This is a genomic window from Rhizobacter sp. P2_G4 (assembly GCF_056403575.1).
The window spans coordinates 453,066-470,685 of the sequence record NZ_JBFUFG010000002.1; the positions used below are offsets into that span (position 1 = coordinate 453,066).

Below are 17,620 nucleotides of genomic sequence, written 5' to 3' on the forward strand. Positions count from 1 at the left end.
TTCCCGCCTGCGCGGGAATGACGGTATGTCTGGAGGGACTCGATGAATGCCTTGATGAAACAGCTGCAAGCGCTGCTCGGGCCGCATGCCACCGCCATCAAGGCGCTGATGGCGCCGGTGTTCATCATCATGGTCCTGTCGATGATGGTGCTGCCGCTGCCGGCGTTTGCACTCGACCTGTTGTTCACCTTCAACATCGCGATGGCGCTGATGGTCATGATGGTGGCGGCCTACATGGTGCGGCCGCTTGATTTCTCGGCCTTCCCGACCGTCATCCTGCTGACGACGCTGCTGCGCCTGTCGCTCAACATCGCCTCCACCCGCGTGGTGCTGCTGCAAGGCCATACCGGCCCGGGTGCGGCGGGGCAGGTGATCGAATCGTTCGGCCACTTCCTGATCGGCGGCAACTTCGCCGTCGGTCTGATCGTGTTCGCGATCCTCGTGGTCATCAACTTCGTGGTGGTGACCAAGGGTGCCGAGCGCATCGCCGAAGTCGGCGCGCGTTTCACCTTGGACGCGATGCCCGGCAAGCAGATGGCGATCGATGCCGACCTGAACGCCGGCCTCATCGACGAGAAGGAAGCCAAGCGCCGCCGCCAGGAAGTGGGCAATGAGGCCGAGTTCTTCGGCTCCATGGACGGTGCCAGCAAGTTCGTGCGTGGCGACGCCATGGCCGGCCTGCTGATTCTCTTCATCAACATCATCGGCGGCTTCATCATCGGTGTGGCGCAGCACGACCTGTCGGCCTCGCAGGCCGCCAACAGCTACATCCTGCTGGCCATCGGCGACGCGCTTGTGGCCCAGGTGCCCGCGCTGCTGATCTCGGTGGCCGCAGCCATGGTGGTCTCGCGCGTCGGCAAGGAACAAGACGTCGGCACGCAGATCTCGGCACAGGTGTTCAGCTCGCCGCGCGTGCTGGCCATCACGGCCGGCGTGATCGGCTTGCTGGGGCTGATCCCCGGCATGCCTCACTTCGTGTTCTTGCTCATCGCTGGCGGCCTGGGTTACGCGTCGTACTGGATGAACGAGCGCAACAAGCGCGTGCGCAACGCTCCACCGCCGCCCGTGCCGGTCGCTGAGCCGAACGCCGAAGCGACCTGGGACGACCTGCAACCCGTCGACACGCTCGGCCTGGAAGTGGGCTACAGACTGATTGCGCTGGTGGACAAGGCACGCCAGGGCGACCTGCTCCAGCGCATCAAGGGCGTGCGCCGAAAATTCGCGCAAGACGTGGGCTTTTTGCCGCCGCCTGTGCACATCCGCGACAACCTGGAACTCAAGCCCAGCATGTACCGCCTCACGCTGCGTGGCGCGGTGGTGGGCGAGGGCGAAGCCTTCCCCGGCATGCTGCTGGCCATCAACCCGGGCGGTGCCACGACCAAGCTGATCGGCACACAAACCACCGACCCCGCTTTCGGCCTGCCGGCGGTGTGGATCGAAGAGCGCCAGCGCGAAGCTGCGCAGATGAACGGCTTCACCGTGGTCGACTGCTCCACCGTGATCGCCACGCACCTGTCGCACCTGATGCAGATGCACGCCGCCAAGCTGCTCGGCCGCGTGGAAGTGCAGCAACTGGTCGAGCACGTGACCAAGCTTGCACCCAAGATGATCGAAGACGTGGTGCCTAAGATGGTGAGCATCCCGGCGCTGCAGAAGGTGTTGCAGCTGCTGCTCGAAGAAGGCGTGCACATCCGCGACATGCGCTCGATCGTCGAGTGTTTGGCCGAACATTCATCCACGGTGAGTGACCCGATGGAGCTCTCACGCCGCATCCGCATCCACATCGCCCCGGCGATCGTGCAGCAGATCTATGGGCCGGTGCAGGAACTCGAAGTCATCGCCCTCGAACCCGAACTCGAGCGGCTCGTCACGCAGGCGTTGAATTCACCGCACGGCGCCGCGCTCGATCCGGGTGTCGCCGAGACGCTGACACGCAGTGCTGCGCAGTCGGCCAAGCGGCAAGAAGACCTGGGGCACCCGGCCTGCTTGCTGGTGCCCGACATGATTCGCGCGCCGATGGCACGCTTGCTGAAACGTGCTGCGCCGCGCTTGCGCGTGCTCGGCCACAGTGAAATCCCCGAGACGCATTCGATCCGCATTGGATCGATCATCGGCGGGCAGGCCTGATGAAAACGGGGGCGGCGAGCCCTTGCGCTTTTCAGTAGCTCGCGCCGGACCCGCCGCCGCCCGAGCTTCCGCCGCCGAAAGAGCTGCTGCTCGAACTGCTGGACGAACCCGAACTCCCCGAGTCGCTGGACGACGAGGTGGAGATGGCGGCGATCGTTTCTTCAACCGTGCGCTGATGCTGGCAGTGTGCGCAGGCGTAGGTCACTTCCCGCAAGCCTTGCGACGAGGTGGTCGCCGATTGCAAGGTGCGCCGCTTGATGGGCCGATCGGTCCGGTAGCCGCATTTCTCACAGCGCTCGCCGGGCTTGTCGCCTGCATAGGCTTCGATTTGCGTCTTGCCGCAACCGCACAGCCACACGTCGTAGTCCACAGACTTGATCAGTTCCTCGGCCGACTGCCCGGGCTCAAGGTGCGAGTTGTCCGCTTTCTCGCTGAGCTGGCGCATCGTCTGCCCGCAGACACACACCCGCGGCTCCTTGCGCAGCTTCACCAAGCGGTAGTTGCGTATCACCGCCACGCTGAAGGCAGAGACGCCCAGCACCGGCCACGGTGAAAAGAAGGTGCCGGTGCGTGCGCATTCAAGGACGAAGGCCGCGCCACCCGCCGGCAGCACCGAGGCGTATTGCAGGTACCTGAACTTGCCGAGATAGACCTGTCGGCGTTGTGATGGCAGCATCCGGCGGGTGCGCCATGTGTAGACGGCTTGGAGCAAGTACCACGACAGCGCAGCCAGCATCAACAGTGCGAGCGGCGTCCACAGGCTGCGCCACGCACGTTCGATGAACGAGGTGTGGCGCAGCGCGATCTCGTCGTACGTCGGGATTTCTGGCAATGCGTCCTGGTTGGCGCCGGGCGTGCTGCCGAGCGATGAGACGAGTTCGTCATGCCCGATGTTGGGTTGCCGGATGGCACGCGCCAGGGCACGCACCACTTCCAGGTGTCCATCGGCGAAGCTGCCCTCCTTGAAGAAGGGAACGGCGATGTCGTTGGCGATCCAGTAGGTCTTGAGGTCCGGCAGCAGGCCTTCCATGCCGTAGCCGGTCTCGATCTCCAACCGCCGCTGGTCGAGCACATGCAGCACCAGCAGGCCGTTGTCGCGTCCGGCCTTGCCGATGCCCCATTTCTGGAACAGCTCCGTCGCGAACGACTTGGGCGCGAGGGCGCCGATGGTCGGCAGCACGACCACGGCGATCTCGACGCCCGTCTCGCGTTCCAGCTCGCCGATGGCGGCGTTGATCTCCTGCTGGTGGCGGCTGATCACGCCGGCGGGGTCGGCGACCCATCCGCCACCGTGGACCTGCGGGTTGGGAACGGCATCGAGCCGCTCCCTCAGCTCGTCGGCATGGGCCAAACTGACCAGAAGGCAGCAAGCAAGGGCAAGGCTTCTCAGCAAGGCAGTCATGGGCGCGCACCGCAGTGCGGCGTGTCGAAAGGTCATGTGGGTGTGCGCCCAGTTCAGGCGCATGTCGAAGGACGCGGGAAAGCGCCTCCAAATCTGCCGGGCCGTGGCAGGTTGATAGGCGTCTATTGAGAGACCGGCGGCGCGATTTTCGTCGAATGCCAGCGGGGATTCCCGAGACCCATCTGATCCGCGTCGCGTCGATCATCGGTGCAAGGGGCCACACTACTGAAGCGTGCCGTACCGATTCAATCCACAGCCGCGACGCCCAGAACCACCGTGGCCCCTAGAAATCGAGAGTTTGATGACACATTCCCCGAACATGCTGAAGACCTTGGCATTCTGTGCTGGCGTTTGCTGCTCCCCAGCCGTTCTGGCCGAAGCGATCGCGACCGACAGGCCCGACTTCGTTGAATCGAGTGACGTCGTGGGCACGGGCCGCTTCCAGGTCGAGACGAGTTTCTCGTTCGAGCGAAACAATGCCGACGGCATCAAGACGCGGACTGTCACCACACCCACGCTGCTCCGCCTGGGCTTGAGCGACAAGCTCGAGCTGCGCCTGGAGACCGACGGCTTCGTGCGTGCCAAAGCAGATGGCCAGCCGACTCAACGCGGCTTCGCCGACACCGCACTGGGCATCAAGTGGCACATGCAAGACGGCGACGAGGCGAGCGGCAAGCCCGCCATTGGCTGGCTGCTGAACCTCGACATGGACTCGGGCTCGGCGGCCTTCCGCGGGCAGGGTGTGCGCCCCGAGCTGCTGGCTGTCTTCGAATGGGAGCTGCCACACGGTTTTTCGCTGGGGGTGATGCCAGGCGTCGTCTCGGACAAGAACGCCGATGGCAAGCGGTTCACCGCCGGCATCCTGGCCGCCGTGCTCGGCAAAGAGCTCACGCCCGAATGGCACGGCTTCATCGAGCTGGCCGGCCAGCAGCTCACCACGGTTAAGAACGGTGGCTCGGTCGTGAGCTTCGACACGGGTGTGTCCTACCTGGTGAGCGATTCGGTTCAGGTCGATTTCTCGGTAGCACGCGGCCTCACTTCGTACACGCCCGATTTCACCTGGGGCGTCGGCCTGTCGGTTTGCTTCTGATTCCTGTACCGAAATCAGAGCGCTGTTCGCTGACCGAAGAGCGCCGCCCCTGCCGTCGAGATCACATCACGTGACTGCGACGGCTTCGGCTTCGCCGGCGGCCGAGTCGTGCCAGCGCCACGTGCCACGCCCGCCGCGCTTGGCTGCGTAGAGTGCCACGTCGGCGGCTTTGTACAACGCATCGGGTGCCTCGCCATGGTCGGGGCACAGCGCCACGCCGATGCTGGCGCCGACGCGCATCGTCGTTCCCTTGAGCAACAACGGTTCGGCCAGGCTGTCGACGATGCGGCGGCAGATGGTGTCGACGGCCTCCCTGTCGGACGTCTGAGGCAGCAGCACGGCAAACTCGTCTCCGCCGGTGCGCCACACGCGGTCGCTTTCGCGCATGACGCGGAGCAGGCGCTTGGCCGTCTGCTCCAGCATGGCGTCGCCCGCGTCGTGGCCGAAGCGGTCGTTGATCTGCTTGAAGCCGTCCAGGTCCAGCAGCATCAACGTGAAGTCCGCGCCGCCACGAGCCGCCAAGGCCGTCTGGTGGCGCAGTTCATCGTTGAACAGCCGGCGGTTGGGCAGGCCGGTGAGGGGGTCGATGTAGGCGATCTGCTCCAGCTGCTGCTGGCTCGCGCGCAATTCTTCGGTGCGTTGCAGGAGCGTGGCGGTGCGTTCGTCGACCAGGCTTTGCAGCTCGCGCTGGCGCCGCCGCAGGTACAGCGTGCGCGCCTGCACCAGCCCGCCGATCAGCGCCAGCGCCAGCAGTGACGCGAGGCCACGGAACCAGAGAGTCTGGTTCCAGGCGGGTAGCACGCGGATGGGAATCTGCAACGAGGTCTGCGACCAGTCGCCTTCGCGGTTGGACCCGCGCAGCTCCATCGTGTAGTCGCCCGGCGGCAGGTTGGTGTAGCTCGCAAACCGCCGTGTCGGCTCGGTGGCGATCCAGTCGGCGTCGAAGCCTTGCAGCCGATAGGCGTAGTGGTTGCGCTCTGGGGCTGAGTAGTCGAGCGCCGAGAACTCGACCGTCAGGCCGCGGTCTTGTGCCGAGATGTCGAGCGGCTTGCTGGTGCCGTTTTGCGGCTGGTTGAGCAACCCAGCGGACAAGGGCGTGGTGCCGGCGCGCGCGTCGGTGATCACCACCGGTGCCGAGTAGGTCCATCGCGTGAACAGCTCGGGGCGCACGATGGAGATGCCTCCCTGGCCGCCGAAGATCAGCTCGCCGGCGGCCGTGACGGCTCCGGCGTTGGTCCAGTAGGCGAGGACGTTCACACCCTGCGGACGCTGTAGCGGGCGGATCGCGAACGTCTTCGCATCGATCATCGCCAGGCCGTCGTCGGTGCTCACCCAGATGTCGCCGCGTGCGTCTTCCAGCATCTTGTTGACGCCGGCGTGGGGCAGCCCTTCGCGCACGCCCAGGGAGCGGAACCACAAGCGGCCGCTCGCATCCTTTCGCTCGAGGATCTGCACGCCGACGCCGAACGACGAGACCCACAGCCGGCCCTGGCGATCGATCAGCGTCGACGACACGTAGGTGCCCGGCAAACGTGTCGGATCGGTCGGGTCGGACGGGATGCGTTCGAACAGGCCGGAGCCGGTGTCCAGGTGGACGAGCCCGGTGCGCGTGCCGACCCACAACCAGCCATCGGCACCGGGTGCGATGCTTGTCACGCGGGAGTCGCCTAGCGTCAATGCGTCTTCCTGGCGCAGCAGTGCGGGCGCTCCGGCATGGCGAACATCCAGCGCCCACAGGCCGTCGAGTCCGCCGACCCACAAGATGCCGTTGCTGTAGCAGAGCGCCCAGACGCCGGCGGTGTCGTTGCGCTGGGGCACGTTGACGCGTGTGACGTGGCGGCCCTGGGCGTCGCTGCGGTAGAGGCCTTGCAGCGTGCCGATGTAGACCACGCCGTCGGCGCCTTCTGCCAGCGACATCACGCGTCCCTTGGGCAATGCACTGAGCGGCCGAGTGGGATCGGGGCGCAACTGTGCGACCCGGCCCCGCACCGGGTCGAGCACGTCGATGCCACCGTCGCCCACGCTCAGCCAGGCCTGGTCCGTGCGCGTGACGATCAGCGCGGGTACGTTGGGTTGGCTGAGTCCGTCGCTTCGCGTGCCGCTGCCCAGCAGTGTGATGACAGCGCGCTGCTGCGGGTCGTGCAGGCTCACCGAGTTGTTGGTGGCCACCCAGATCAGCCCGCTGCGATCGCGGTACAGCGCATAGACGTTGTCGTCGTTCAGGCTCGTCGGTGCATCGGCGTGGTGACGCAGGCGCCGGGTCGCGACATCCTGCGAGTCGACCACCACGATGCCGCCGCCGTCGATGCCCAGCCAGGTCTCGCCCTGCAGGGTCTCGAGGATCGAGGTGATGCGGTCGGTGGCGAGCCCCGCGGCCGCACCGCTCTCCTGCACAGGATGTGGTCCCGCCGCGTCCACGATGAAGGCACCGTGCGCGCGAGTGCCTACCCAAAGGCGGCCGGTGCTGTCTTCATACAGGCGTTCGATGGAAGGTGCCGAGCCGTCGCGCGTTTGCAGCGGAAGGGCTGAAAAGCCGCGCGCCGCGCGATCGCGCTTGATCAGGCCGTGGCGGGTACCGACCCACAGCGTGGCGTGGCGGTCCCTCAGCAGCGCGACCACGCCGCCTTCGGGCAGCCCCGACTTGAGGTCGTCGTCGGTCGGCAGCATGTTCGCTGGGGTCGCTGCGGCGAGCGGCGCGCCGGTGGACATGCTGGCGCGGGCGGCGTTGGCCGTGTCGCGGCGCACGGTGCCGGTGGCATCCATGCGGTCGAGGCCTTCATGGGTGCCGATCCACAGGCCGCCTTCTTCGTCGTCGATGATGGCCGTGATCGTTGCGTTCCGTTGCCCGGGCTGGCCGGTCGAATGCAGGGCGAAGCTGTCGATGTTCGCGTCGTAGCGGACCAGGCCGCGCGAGTTGGTGCCGATCCACAGCCGGCCGCGTTTGTCGGCGTGCAGTGAAGAGACGTAGCTGTCCGGCAGCGAACCTGGGGTTTGCGGGTCGGCGGCGTACTTGCGCAGGTTGTAGCCGTCCCAGCGCATCAGGCCGGCTTGCGAGCCGACCCACATGAAGCCGCTGGTGTCCTGCACGAAGGTCGTGCCGCCGCCGAGCGCGAAGGCCGCCGTCTGGTGTTTAAAGAGCGTGTCCGACAGTCCGACCCAGCGCGCCGGGGTGGCGGTCGTGTCTGATCCTGCGGCGCTCACGCCCACCCCGGCCAGGAGCAGCACATAGAACAGAAGACAGCGAAGCAAAGGCATGGGCCGACGTGAAGAGGCGGGCTATGAGCGATATCGGCGCGCGATGCAGCGCGCTTGAGGCCTCTATCTGTAAGCACTTGCCGCAGCGCGCACGAAGTGATGTTTTGCGCTGCGGGTGAGTGGGTACAAACGACGGTCCGGCGGGTGAAGTGCGAAACCGCACAGTTCCTGTTGCGCGACTGAAAAAGCCGCGCCGAGTCAACACCGGCTGCTCCAAGAAAAGCCCCCGATCCCCCCCTCTCATCAAGCTCAAGTTCAAACCCGACCCCGGAACAATGACAAGGCGCCAAACCTCTGCGCTTTGCCATGACGACACAACAACACCATCAGCATCCAGCCTCTCGGCACGAACCGACCCAAATGAAGGGCTTTACAGCTGCTGATCGCCAGACCGTCATGGCACACCCTCTTACACACTTGCTGTCATGCCAAGCCCTCTCCGTGGGCACGGCCAAGCGGAGCAACCCATGAACGTCAAACGCTTTACCGCGCGCACCTCGCGCGACGCCCTGACCCTGGTGCGCCAGGCTTTTGGCGAAGACGCCGTGGTGTTGTCGACCAAGCCCTGCCCCGAAGGCGTGGAAGTGTTGGCCATGGCGCCTGAGAGCGTGCAGCAGATCGAGCGCCTGTCGGCCTCGTCGATCGCAGCCCGCACCGCAGCTGCACAACAACAGCAAGCCCGTCCCATTGCCCGCCAGCCGCTGGCCCGCCCCGCACAGACCGCTCGCGCAGCGGCGCCGATCGCCGCACCCGAGCAGAACACCGAAGACGTCAGCGACGACGTGGCCCGCCTGTCGATGAGCACGCTGTCGTTCCAGGACTATGTGCGCGAGCGCATGCTCAAGCGCCGCCAGGCCGCGATGAACGCGCAATCGCGCCATCAGGAGCCGAGCTTCTCCGATTCACGCCAGGACTTCGCAGACTCGCGCCAGGGTTTCGCGGACTCGCGCCAAGGCTTTGCCGACTCGCGCCAAGGCTTTGCCGATTCCCGCCAAGACCTCGAACCCGATCTGCCCAGCGCGCTCGAACAGCGCCTGGCTGCTCGCAGCGCCGTGCCGCAACCGCAGAAGGCCGCCCCGTCGCTGGCCATCGTGCAGCAGCCCGCCGCACCGCGCGCCGCGTTGCGCGAGCCGCCCACGCTGCGCGAAGAAGTTCGCGTGCAGCAGCAGGCCCAACCCCAGATGCATGCCCAGCCCGTGCAGCAACCGGCCGTGGCCGTGCCGTCGCTGGCCGATGCCAACAGCGCGGTGAACCAGGCAACCGCCCGCCGCGAACAGCAAGACATGATGAACGAGCTACGCTCGATGAAGGGCCTGATCGAAGACCGCTTCGGTGCACTGGCCTTCATGGAGAAGATGCAGCGCTTCCCGGCGCAAGCCCAGCTGATCCAGAAGCTGCTCGACTGCGGCTTCTCGCCGGCGCTGACGCGCAAGCTGGTCGAGACCCTGCCGACCGACGTGAGCGACGAAACGGCCTGGGCCGGCAATGTGCTCGAACGCAACCTGCTCACCGGCGAGGCCGAGGCTTCGCTCGAAGACCAGGGCGGCGTGTTCGCGCTGATCGGCTCCACCGGCGTCGGCAAGACCACCAGCGCAGCCAAGATTGCGGCTGCCTTCGCCACCAAGCACGGCGCAGGCAACCTCGGCCTGATCACGCTCGACGCGTATCGCGTCGGCGCCCACGAACAACTGCGCGCCTACGGCCGCATCCTCGGCGTGCCGGTGCACACCGCACACGACCGCGCCTCGCTTGAAGACCTGCTGGAACTGCTGGCGTCCAAGAAGATGGTGCTGATTGACACCGCCGGCATGGCGCAGCGCGACACCCGCACCCGCGAACTGCTCGACATGCTGGCCCACCGCTCGATCCAGAAGCTGCTCGTCATCAACGCCTCGGCGCAAGGCGAGACCATCGAAGACGTGATGATTTCGTACCGCGCCGCTGCCTGCAAGGGCATCGTGCTGTCGAAGATGGACGAAGCCGTGAAGCTGGCACCGGCGCTCGACGCGCTGATCCGCCACAAGCTCAAGGTCGTCGGCGTGGCCAACGGCCAGCGCGTGCCCGAAGACTGGCACCGCCTGTCGGCGCATGCCCTCGTTCACCGTGCCCTGCGCGTCAACGTCAACCCGGCCTACCGTGTGGAAGCCTCCGACGTGAACCTGATCTTCACCGCGCGCCAGCAGGCGCAACGTGCGCGTCCGCCGCTCCACGCTTGATCGCGCCCTGAGCAGAACACCCGATCCTTACGTGCCAGACCCACACAAGAACCCCATGCACGACGACTTCGATTCTTCCTACCCAGCCGACCAGGCGCATGGCTTGCGCCAGATGTTTGCGCATGCCCGCGTGCGCTTCGTGCCGGTGGTGGCCAACCCGCATGTGGCCTTCGGCGGCGTGATGCTGGAGCGCCTGTGCACCGCCTTCGGTGAGCAGGGCGCCCACGTGCTGGTGATCGACGCAGCCGAGCGCGCGCCGATGCCCAAAGAGATGGCCGCACTCGACCTGAGCGAGTGCATCGAGACCCTCTCGTCGCAGGTGTCGTACCTGGCCGCCCGTGGCCTGCCGGTGCGCCACGTCGACGCACAAGGCTCGACGGCGAGCTTCCTGCAGACAGCAGCCGATGCCGCCCCGCAAGCCGACGTGGTGCTGGTGCACGCGAACGAATCCGACCTGTGCCGCCTCTTCATGCGCAGCGAGGCACGCCCACTGCTGCTGGCCGACGATCGGCCTTCCAGCGTGACGCACGCCTACGCCGCGATGAAGCTGCTGACACAGCGCGCTGGCCTGGTGGTGTACGACCTGCTGCTGTGCGCTTCACCCGCCTCACCGCGTGCCGAGCGCATCGCGATGCAGCTGGCCACTTGTGCCGATGATTTCCTCGGAGCGGTGCTGCGCGACTGGCTGCAGATCGACCCCGCAACCGATGCGCGCGAAGCGCCGCCGAGCGCACTGCGCCGCTGGGCTCGCGACGCGCTGATGCAAGTTCCCGGCGCTTATCCGCCGGTCTCCGGTGCGTATGCATCGGCCTCACAACACGCTTTGAATTGACCTCCGGGAGCCTATCCATGTACACCGCCAAAGGCCAACTCGACGTCAACTCGATGCTCAAGCAGTACAGCCCGTTGGTGCGCCGCCTGGCCCATCAGATGATCGCCAAGCTGCCTGCCAATGTGGAACTCGACGACCTGATCCAGGTCGGCATGATCGGCCTGACCGATGCGCTCAGCCGCTTCGATGCAGCGCAGGGCGTGCAGTTCGAGACCTTCGCGACGCAACGCATCCGCGGCGCCATGCTCGACGAGCTGCGCGGCAACGACTACCTCTCACGCGGCGTTCGCAAGCAGCAACGCAGCATCGAGAGCGCCGTGCACAAGCTCGAGCAGAAGCTCGGCCGTGCGCCGGCCGAAAGCGAGATCGCCCGCGAAATGGGCGTCACGCTGGTCGAGTACCAGGAACTGCTCGGCAAGGTGCGCGGCACCCAGCTCGTGTACCTCGAAGACATGTCGGGTGACGAAGGCGACAACGACTACCTCGACCGCCACGTGGCCGACGAAGGCTTCAACCCGCTCGCGCAGTTGCAAGACCAGCGCATGCGCGAGGCCCTGGTCGAAGGCATCAAGAACCTGCCCGAACGCGAGCAGTACGTGATGAGCATGTACTACGAGCACGACATGAACCTGAAAGAGATCGCCGCCGTGTTGAAGGTGACCGAATCTCGCGTGTGCCAACTGCACAGCCAGTCCATCGCCCGCTTGCGCGTCAAGCTGCGCGAGTGGTGATCACGGGAAACAGCATGTTCCAAGTCTTCAGATCAGCGCGCGAGCCCCAACCCGTGGCTGCGGCTGAACCCGCCGCAGCCCAACCCGATTTGCGTGCCGCCGTGCACTCGATCAGCAAGCAGGCCTCGACCATGGGCCGCGAAGTGGCCGAAGTGCGTGGCCAGCTTGACGACACCGCCAAGGGCGCTGCTCGCCAGGCGCAGGCCGTGGCCGCGCTTGCCGAGCAGCTGAAAAGCATCACGCGCGCGCAAGACGACATCAGCAACGTCACCGCGGGCAGCACCGACGCGGTCGGGCGTGCACGCCAGGCCGTCGAAGGCGTTGGCACCGAAGTCTCGGGCATCGTCGACACGCTGCGGCAGGTGGCCGATGCCGCCAGCCAGATCACCCAGATTGCCTTGCAGACCCGCCTGGTGGCGTTCAACGCGTCGGTCGAGGCCAAGCGCGCCGGCGATGCCGGGCGCGGCTTCGGCGTCGTGGCCGATGCAGTGAAGGATCTGGCGGGCAAGGTCGAGAGTTCGTCCAAGGCCATCATGAGCACGGTGGGGGACCTCGACACGCGCATCGAAGCGCTCGCACGCGAGATCCAGTCCCGCCCCAGTGGTGCCGAACAGGGCGCCTTCCAGCGCGCACTGGCGGAGCTCGAAGGCGGCGTCTCCAGCATCACTGCCGCGGCCGAGCAGAGCCGCAACATCTGCGCCGGCCTCAACGGTCAGATGGCGTCGATCGAAGCGGAGATGCGCCAGAACACCCGTGCGCTCGATTCGGCGCTCGTGCGCAGCGAATCCTTTCTGAAGGTGTCGGAGCACTTGATCGAACTCGTTTCCGAGTGCGGCATCGAAACCGAAGACACACCTTTCATCCAGTCGGCGAAGGAAGCCGCGGCACAGATCTCCAAACTGCTGGAAGACGCGCTGCGCACCGGCACGATCTCGGCCGCCGACCTGTTCGACGAGAACTACCGCCCGATGCCCGGCACCAACCCGGCACAGCACACCACGCGCTTCGTCGATCTGGCGGACCGCCTGTTCCCGCAGGTGCAGGAGCACGTGCTCGGCAGCAGCACGAAAATCGTCTTCTGCATCTCGGTTGACCGCAACGGCTACGTGGCCACGCACAACAAGCAGTACTGCAACCCGCAGCGTGGCGACCTCGTGTGGGACACCGCGCACAGCCGCTACCGCCGCATCTTCAACGACCGCACCGGCCTCGCGTCGGCGCGCAACCAGCGCCCGTTCCTGCTGCAGACCTACCGCCGTGACATGGGCGGCGGCAAGTTCGTGCTGCTGAAGGAAGCCGCCGCACCGATCACGGTGAACGGCAAGCACTGGGGCGGCCTGCGTCTCGCGTTCAATTTCTGATCGCGCTTGATGTGGCCCTTGCCCGCCCTGCTGGTCTGGGCTCTTTGCTGGGGCCTGTTCTTCGGCTTGCAGACCGTCGACGCGCCTGACTGGGTTTCGCTGCTGCTGGCTACTGCGCTCGGCGGCGTGCTCAGCCTGCTGAGCGCACGCCGCTGGCGCCGCGTGTTTCTGGCGTTAGGCTTCCCGCTGTCCCTGCTGGCCTCCGGTTTTGCAGCCGCCGTGCCGGCCTGGGGCTGGCTGCTGCCGCTGGTGGCACTGTTCGCGATGTACCCGGTGCACGCCTGGCGCGACGCACCGATGTTCCCGACACCTGCCGGTGCCTTGAAGGGCTTGGCCCGAGTGGCCACGCTCGACGGCAGCTCACCACGCGTCGTCGATGCCGGCTGCGGCATGGGCGACGCGTTGCGTGAGCTCCACACCCAGTACCCGCAAGCCCGGCTTGAAGGCCTGGAGTGGAGCTGGCCGCTGCGCATTGCCTGCGCGTGGCGCTGCCGCTGGCTTCGGGTGCCGGCGCAGGTCAAGCGCGCCGACATCTGGGCTGCCGACTGGGCGCCTTATGCAATGGTCTACCTCTTCCAGCGCCCGGAAAGCATGCCGCGCGCCGTGAAAAAGGCCGCACGCGAGCTGCGCTCCGGTGCGTGGATGGCGAGCCTGGAATTCGAAGCGGTGGACTTGCAGCCCACCGCCGTGCACCGCTGTGCCGATGGTCGGCCGCTGTGGCTCTACCAGGCACCGTTCAAGGTCAGGTCAGGCGCAGCAAGCGCTTGACCCATCAAAAGACAAACGGTACGAAGCGTTTGCTGGTCTTCATGTAGTCGTCGTAGACCTTGCCGAAGTGCTGGCGGCACTCGGCCTCGTCGCGCAGGGCGGTGAGCAGGAGCGCGACGCTCGCCACGCCGGCCAGCGAGGTGCTGGGCAGCGACAGGTCTTTCAGCCACGCGCCCCAGTTCAGGAACAGCAGGGCGGCATACATCGGGTGGCGGATGTAGCGGAAGGCGCCGGTGGTCACGAGCGTCGACGTCTTCTCGAAGGCGAACAGCTCAGCATCGCTGCGCTCCGTGCCTGGCCGGCCTATCGCCTTCAGCAGGCGCACTGCGTGCCCAGCCAGGGCGGCTGAAGTAGCGAGCAGCACCCACGAGACGATCTGCCGCGGCGAGAAGGGGTCGAGCGTCCACGACGGGAAGTTCAGCAGCACCAGGGCCAGCATGCACTCCCACGCGATGAAGCGGTAAAAGCCGTGCGAGCGGGGGTTCAGCAAGGCACGCCATGAGACGTAGAGGAAGAAGGCGCTGCCGGCGGCAAAGATGAGCAGCGAAACGGTGGCGTTCATGTTGCAGTGGTTTCCGGAGTCGGGGTCGGCGTGATGGCGGGGGCGGCCTTGGGAGTATCGCGGCCGCGCACGAAGGTCGCCTTGACGCGCTGTGACATGCGGAAGTAGCTCGCCCAGATGGCGAAGAACAGGGCGCCGCGCAGCAGCTCGCCCCAGTCCTTGCCGGTGACTGCACTGGCGGCGCTCGGGATGCTCTGGACCAGCGCGATGTCGATGCCCTGGATCAGCACGTTGCTGCCGAGCAGCACCGGGTAGAACAGCGGCACGACACGGCGCTTCTGGAAGAACATCACCAGCAGCAACGACATGAACACCAGGTAGCCCATGGTGTTCGCCAGCTCGAACAGCAGCACCGGCGCCCACATCGCGTGGTAGGCGTCGCCGCCCACGGTCGTCAGCTGCGTCCAGTTGTCGGTGGCATACGAGGGCAGCAGGCGAGACAGATCCATGAGCAGGCGAACCGGTGCCACCAGCAAACCGAGCGCCGGCAGCAGCAACCAGCCGGCGATGCCTTGCAGCTGCGCGTCGAACACCTCACGCGGCGCGGCCGGTGGGTCGTAGCGGTACAGCTTGGCCGCCAGCCACCCAAAGCCCGCGAGCAGCAGCACGCCGACCATGGCGATCGGCCAGTTGAAGCGTTCCATGGTGCTGAGCACCCGCTTCGGCGCGGCGTTGTCGCGCTTGTACAGGGCGTAGTCGACGGCATCACGCGCGCGGTCGAGGTTGGCGGCGTAGCGGGCCGTGTCGGCGGCGGCCACGTGGTCGGCGCGGCTGCGGAATGTGTCCACCAGCAGCAGCACCTTGTCTTTCTCGGACTTGCGCCGCTCGAACTCGAAGCTCGCGTCTTCGATTCGGGTCTTCTCGGCCGGCGTGTCCCAGGCCTCGGGCAGCCGCACTTCGGTGGTGTGGGTCAGGTTTACCGGGTGGTTGAGCGCCAGCGGGCTGGAGCGGATGGGGTCGCGCGGGCCGCGCAGGTACTCGTCGACCTCGGGCACGTTGATGTTGGCTTCGAGGCGCTTGCGCTCATCAGCGCGCTTCCAGAACTCGTCGATCAGGTAGTGCTCCGTCATCGTCAGGCGGTTGTCGTTCTCGTCTTCCTGCACGCTGATCGGCGAGGCCATCGTCAGCTTCGGGTAGTAGCGCGCATAGAAATTCAGGTAACGCTTCTGCAGGTCTTCGCGGTTCTCGCTGCTGAGCGTGGCGCGCAAGGCTTCGGCGCCCGCGCCTTGCACGATCGTCGTCACGGTGTAGCGCACCGGCTTGTCGAAGCCGTCCTGCGCTTCATACACGCTGCGGATGGTGCGTGTGGACAGGGCGCTGCTGTCGTTGGTCATCGGCACCAGGCCGGTCGTTTCGTCGTCGACCACCAGCGTGGCGTCGTAGTCGGGCTGGTAGAGGTGAACGATGTCGCCCTTTTGCGGCGCGCGGGTCGGGTCGATCCAGTAAGTGCGGCCGGCGATGCTCGTGCGCACCAGCACGTGGTTGAAGGCGAACGGCGTCGGCTGCAGTTCGCGGATGCCTCGCCGCAGCGAGGTGTTGACCAGCGCTGCGCGCGCCTCGATGCCCAGCGCTTGCAGCATCGTCATGGTCAGCAGCGACTTGTCCTTGCAATCGCCGAAGCGGCGTTCGAGCACCTGCTGCGGTTGGCTGGGCGCGTGCGAGCCGGGACCAATCTCGACGCCGAGGTAGCGGATCTCGCGCTGCACGAACAGCAGCGTCGCAAGCAGGCGCTCCTGGGGAGATGCGTGGGCCTTGGCGATGCGGTCGACTTCGGCTTGCAACGCCGGGCTCAGCTTTGCGGGCAGGCGGTAGTAGGGCACGGCCCAGCGGGCCACGGCCTGCCAGTCCTTGAACTCGCTCCACTGCACCGCGGGGTAGGGGTCGAACCAGTCGGGGGTGTTGGACTCGACCACGCGCGCGGCGATGTCGCGGCCTTGCCAGACGTACTCGCGCTGCGCGCCGAGCTCGCTGACCACCGCGGCCGCTGCGCCGTTGCGCGCGGCGAATTCGATCGGGCGTTCCGTGGGCCACAGCAGCCGCGAGTACGACTGGTGCACCGGTGCACTCCATTGCAGGTCGAAGCGGCCGAACTGGCGGTTGCCGAACACCGGGTTGCTGCCGCGCAGCGAGTACGAGTACTCGACGACGTCGCCGACGCGGATGTCATCGAGAAACACGTTCGCGGTCTTGCTGCCGTCGAAAATCAGGTATTCGAGCTCCTTCTCGCGCTGGAGGATCTTCACCGACGCGTTCGCCAGCTTCGAAGTGAGGCGCGCACCGCGGCGCACCTGGATCATGTGCAGCGTGAGCGCCTGGTACGAGGGGTCGAAGCGGATCTCTACATGCGCCACCGATTCGACGCCTCGCTCGCTCAGTGCCTTGGCGGCGATGTGGCGGTAGTGCACCTTGTCATGCGCGTCGACGCGGGTCTGCGTGTCGATCAGCAGGTAGTGCACGCCTTGGCTGATCTGCCCGGTGGGCGGCTCGGCCGTCTCGGCCGGTGCGATGGGCTGCACCCAGTCGGGGACGGGCGCGAGCGCGTATTCCTTCGTCGCGGCGGCGGCGCAAGCCATGGTGAGCCAGCCGCAGATCAGCGCGAGTACTGCTGGCCAGGCGCGCATCGGGGCCGGCAGTTTGAATCGGATTCTCAAGAAGGCTCCCTCGCGCCGCGTTTCGGCACCGACCGGCGGCAGGGCGTGGTCGCTCGCTCGCGTGCCGACGATTCTTTCACGGGATGTACGACCCACTGCTGCAAGCACACGCAGCAGCGCGCCACGGGCGTGAAATCCGTCGCGGCGCGTTGTGTCGAGATGAGCGAAAAAGGGGGGAGGAGGAGGGCCCTGGCCTCAGGCCTGGACCGTGCCGCTGCGCAAGGCGTTGCCTGCACCGCCGGCGGAGTACACCGATGCGGCGCGTTCACGCGGCATCAGCACGTCCATCGCGCGGTCGAGCGCGGCCGTGGCACGTGCCAGCGACTCGCGCTGCGAGGCGACAAGGCCGCCAGCCAGCTTCAAGCGCTCGCGCAAGGGCGGGGGCACCGCGCCTTTGCGTGCAGCATGAGTGAAATGGTCGACGGCACGCGCCAGGGCGCGGTGCAGTTCGGTGGCATGGTGGTCGATCGCCACGCTGTCGTTGGCGCGCAGCGATTCACCCAGCGAAGCGAGCTGGCTCTCGACCGCGGCGAGTGTGGCTTCGAGTTCGGGACTGACCAGTGCAGGGGCTGGCATGTTCATGTCGGGTTCACCAAAGGTGAGCAGGAACGGACTTCGGGCCGGA

At 66.5% G+C, this 17,620-nt stretch carries 12 protein-coding genes; 7 read left to right on the top strand and 5 right to left on the bottom strand.

Annotation, left to right across the window (positions count from 1 at the left end; translation table 11 throughout):
• Positions 1 to 42 precede the first annotated feature (42 nt).
• Positions 43 to 2,127, top strand: a complete 2,085-nt coding sequence (flhA, locus tag AC1DYS_RS08600; RefSeq protein WP_477898021.1) for a flagellar biosynthesis protein FlhA — start codon at positions 43 to 45, stop codon at positions 2,125 to 2,127.
• Between the two features lie 31 nt (positions 2,128 to 2,158).
• Here the strand turns inward: flhA and AC1DYS_RS08605 are convergent, their stop codons facing one another.
• Positions 2,159 to 3,529, bottom strand: coding sequence for a TPM domain-containing protein (locus AC1DYS_RS08605; protein ID WP_477898023.1), 1,371 nt, complete (start codon positions 3,527 to 3,529; stop codon positions 2,159 to 2,161).
• 301 nt (positions 3,530 to 3,830) lie between these two features.
• Between AC1DYS_RS08605 and AC1DYS_RS08610 the strand changes: the two genes are divergently transcribed.
• Positions 3,831 to 4,619 (top strand): transporter, encoded by a 789-nt coding sequence (locus AC1DYS_RS08610; RefSeq protein WP_477898025.1) that lies wholly within the window; start codon positions 3,831 to 3,833, stop codon positions 4,617 to 4,619.
• A gap of 66 nt (positions 4,620 to 4,685) precedes the next feature.
• Here AC1DYS_RS08610 and AC1DYS_RS08615 read toward each other — a convergent pair whose 3' ends face one another.
• Positions 4,686 to 7,874 (bottom strand): diguanylate cyclase domain-containing protein, encoded by a 3,189-nt coding sequence (locus AC1DYS_RS08615; protein ID WP_477898027.1) that lies wholly within the window; start codon positions 7,872 to 7,874, stop codon positions 4,686 to 4,688.
• Positions 7,875 to 8,341: 467 nt separating this feature from the next.
• Between AC1DYS_RS08615 and flhF the strand changes: the two genes are divergently transcribed.
• The 5 genes from flhF to AC1DYS_RS08640 are packed head-to-tail and all read left to right on the top strand — an operon-like array spanning position 8,342 to position 13,782.
• Positions 8,342 to 10,090, top strand: a complete 1,749-nt coding sequence (gene flhF, locus AC1DYS_RS08620; RefSeq protein ID WP_477898029.1) for a flagellar biosynthesis GTPase FlhF — start codon at positions 8,342 to 8,344, stop codon at positions 10,088 to 10,090.
• A gap of 55 nt (positions 10,091 to 10,145) precedes the next feature.
• Complete coding sequence (locus AC1DYS_RS08625; protein WP_477898031.1) at positions 10,146 to 10,922, top strand: MinD/ParA family ATP-binding protein; 777 nt, start codon at positions 10,146 to 10,148, stop codon at positions 10,920 to 10,922.
• A 17-nt stretch (positions 10,923 to 10,939) separates the two neighbouring features.
• Positions 10,940 to 11,653, top strand: coding sequence for an RNA polymerase sigma factor FliA (locus tag AC1DYS_RS08630; RefSeq protein WP_047484988.1), 714 nt, complete (start codon positions 10,940 to 10,942; stop codon positions 11,651 to 11,653).
• 14 nt (positions 11,654 to 11,667) lie between these two features.
• Entirely contained in the window at positions 11,668 to 13,014 is a 1,347-nt protein-coding gene (locus AC1DYS_RS08635; RefSeq protein ID WP_477898033.1) for a methyl-accepting chemotaxis protein, read from the top strand.
• Between the two features lie 9 nt (positions 13,015 to 13,023).
• Positions 13,024 to 13,782 (top strand): class I SAM-dependent methyltransferase, encoded by a 759-nt coding sequence (locus tag AC1DYS_RS08640; RefSeq protein WP_477898035.1) that lies wholly within the window; start codon positions 13,024 to 13,026, stop codon positions 13,780 to 13,782.
• Between the two features lie 4 nt (positions 13,783 to 13,786).
• Here AC1DYS_RS08640 and AC1DYS_RS08645 read toward each other — a convergent pair whose 3' ends face one another.
• The 3 genes from AC1DYS_RS08645 to AC1DYS_RS08655 form a co-directional block, all read right to left on the bottom strand.
• Complete coding sequence (locus AC1DYS_RS08645) at positions 13,787 to 14,344, bottom strand: methyltransferase family protein (protein ID WP_477898037.1); 558 nt, start codon at positions 14,342 to 14,344, stop codon at positions 13,787 to 13,789.
• Complete coding sequence (locus AC1DYS_RS08650) at positions 14,341 to 16,995, bottom strand: DUF3857 domain-containing protein (protein WP_477898039.1); 2,655 nt, start codon at positions 16,993 to 16,995, stop codon at positions 14,341 to 14,343. The genes AC1DYS_RS08645 and AC1DYS_RS08650 overlap by 4 nt, the downstream gene beginning before the upstream one ends.
• A gap of 195 nt (positions 16,996 to 17,190) precedes the next feature.
• Positions 17,191 to 17,577 carry a hypothetical protein gene (locus AC1DYS_RS08655; protein WP_477898041.1) on the bottom strand — a complete coding sequence of 129 codons (387 nt, stop codon included), beginning with the start codon at positions 17,575 to 17,577 and terminating at the stop codon, positions 17,191 to 17,193.
• Positions 17,578 to 17,620: the final 43 nt, after the last annotated feature.

Coding starts and splice junctions, on each gene's coding strand:
- flhF (WP_477898029.1), top strand. CDS start 8,342: ATGAACGTCAAACGCTTTACCGCGCGCACCTCGCGCGACGCCCTGACC.
- AC1DYS_RS08615 (WP_477898027.1), bottom strand. CDS start 7,874: ATGCCTTTGCTTCGCTGTCTTCTGTTCTATGTGCTGCTCCTGGCCGGG.
- AC1DYS_RS08635 (WP_477898033.1), top strand. CDS start 11,668: ATGTTCCAAGTCTTCAGATCAGCGCGCGAGCCCCAACCCGTGGCTGCG.
- AC1DYS_RS08630 (WP_047484988.1), top strand. CDS start 10,940: ATGTACACCGCCAAAGGCCAACTCGACGTCAACTCGATGCTCAAGCAG.
- AC1DYS_RS08640 (WP_477898035.1), top strand. CDS start 13,024: ATGTGGCCCTTGCCCGCCCTGCTGGTCTGGGCTCTTTGCTGGGGCCTG.
- AC1DYS_RS08625 (WP_477898031.1), top strand. CDS start 10,146: ATGCACGACGACTTCGATTCTTCCTACCCAGCCGACCAGGCGCATGGC.
- AC1DYS_RS08610 (WP_477898025.1), top strand. CDS start 3,831: ATGACACATTCCCCGAACATGCTGAAGACCTTGGCATTCTGTGCTGGC.
- AC1DYS_RS08645 (WP_477898037.1), bottom strand. CDS start 14,344: ATGAACGCCACCGTTTCGCTGCTCATCTTTGCCGCCGGCAGCGCCTTC.
- flhA (WP_477898021.1), top strand. CDS start 43: ATGAATGCCTTGATGAAACAGCTGCAAGCGCTGCTCGGGCCGCATGCC.
- AC1DYS_RS08605 (WP_477898023.1), bottom strand. CDS start 3,529: ATGACTGCCTTGCTGAGAAGCCTTGCCCTTGCTTGCTGCCTTCTGGTC.
- AC1DYS_RS08655 (WP_477898041.1), bottom strand. CDS start 17,577: ATGAACATGCCAGCCCCTGCACTGGTCAGTCCCGAACTCGAAGCCACA.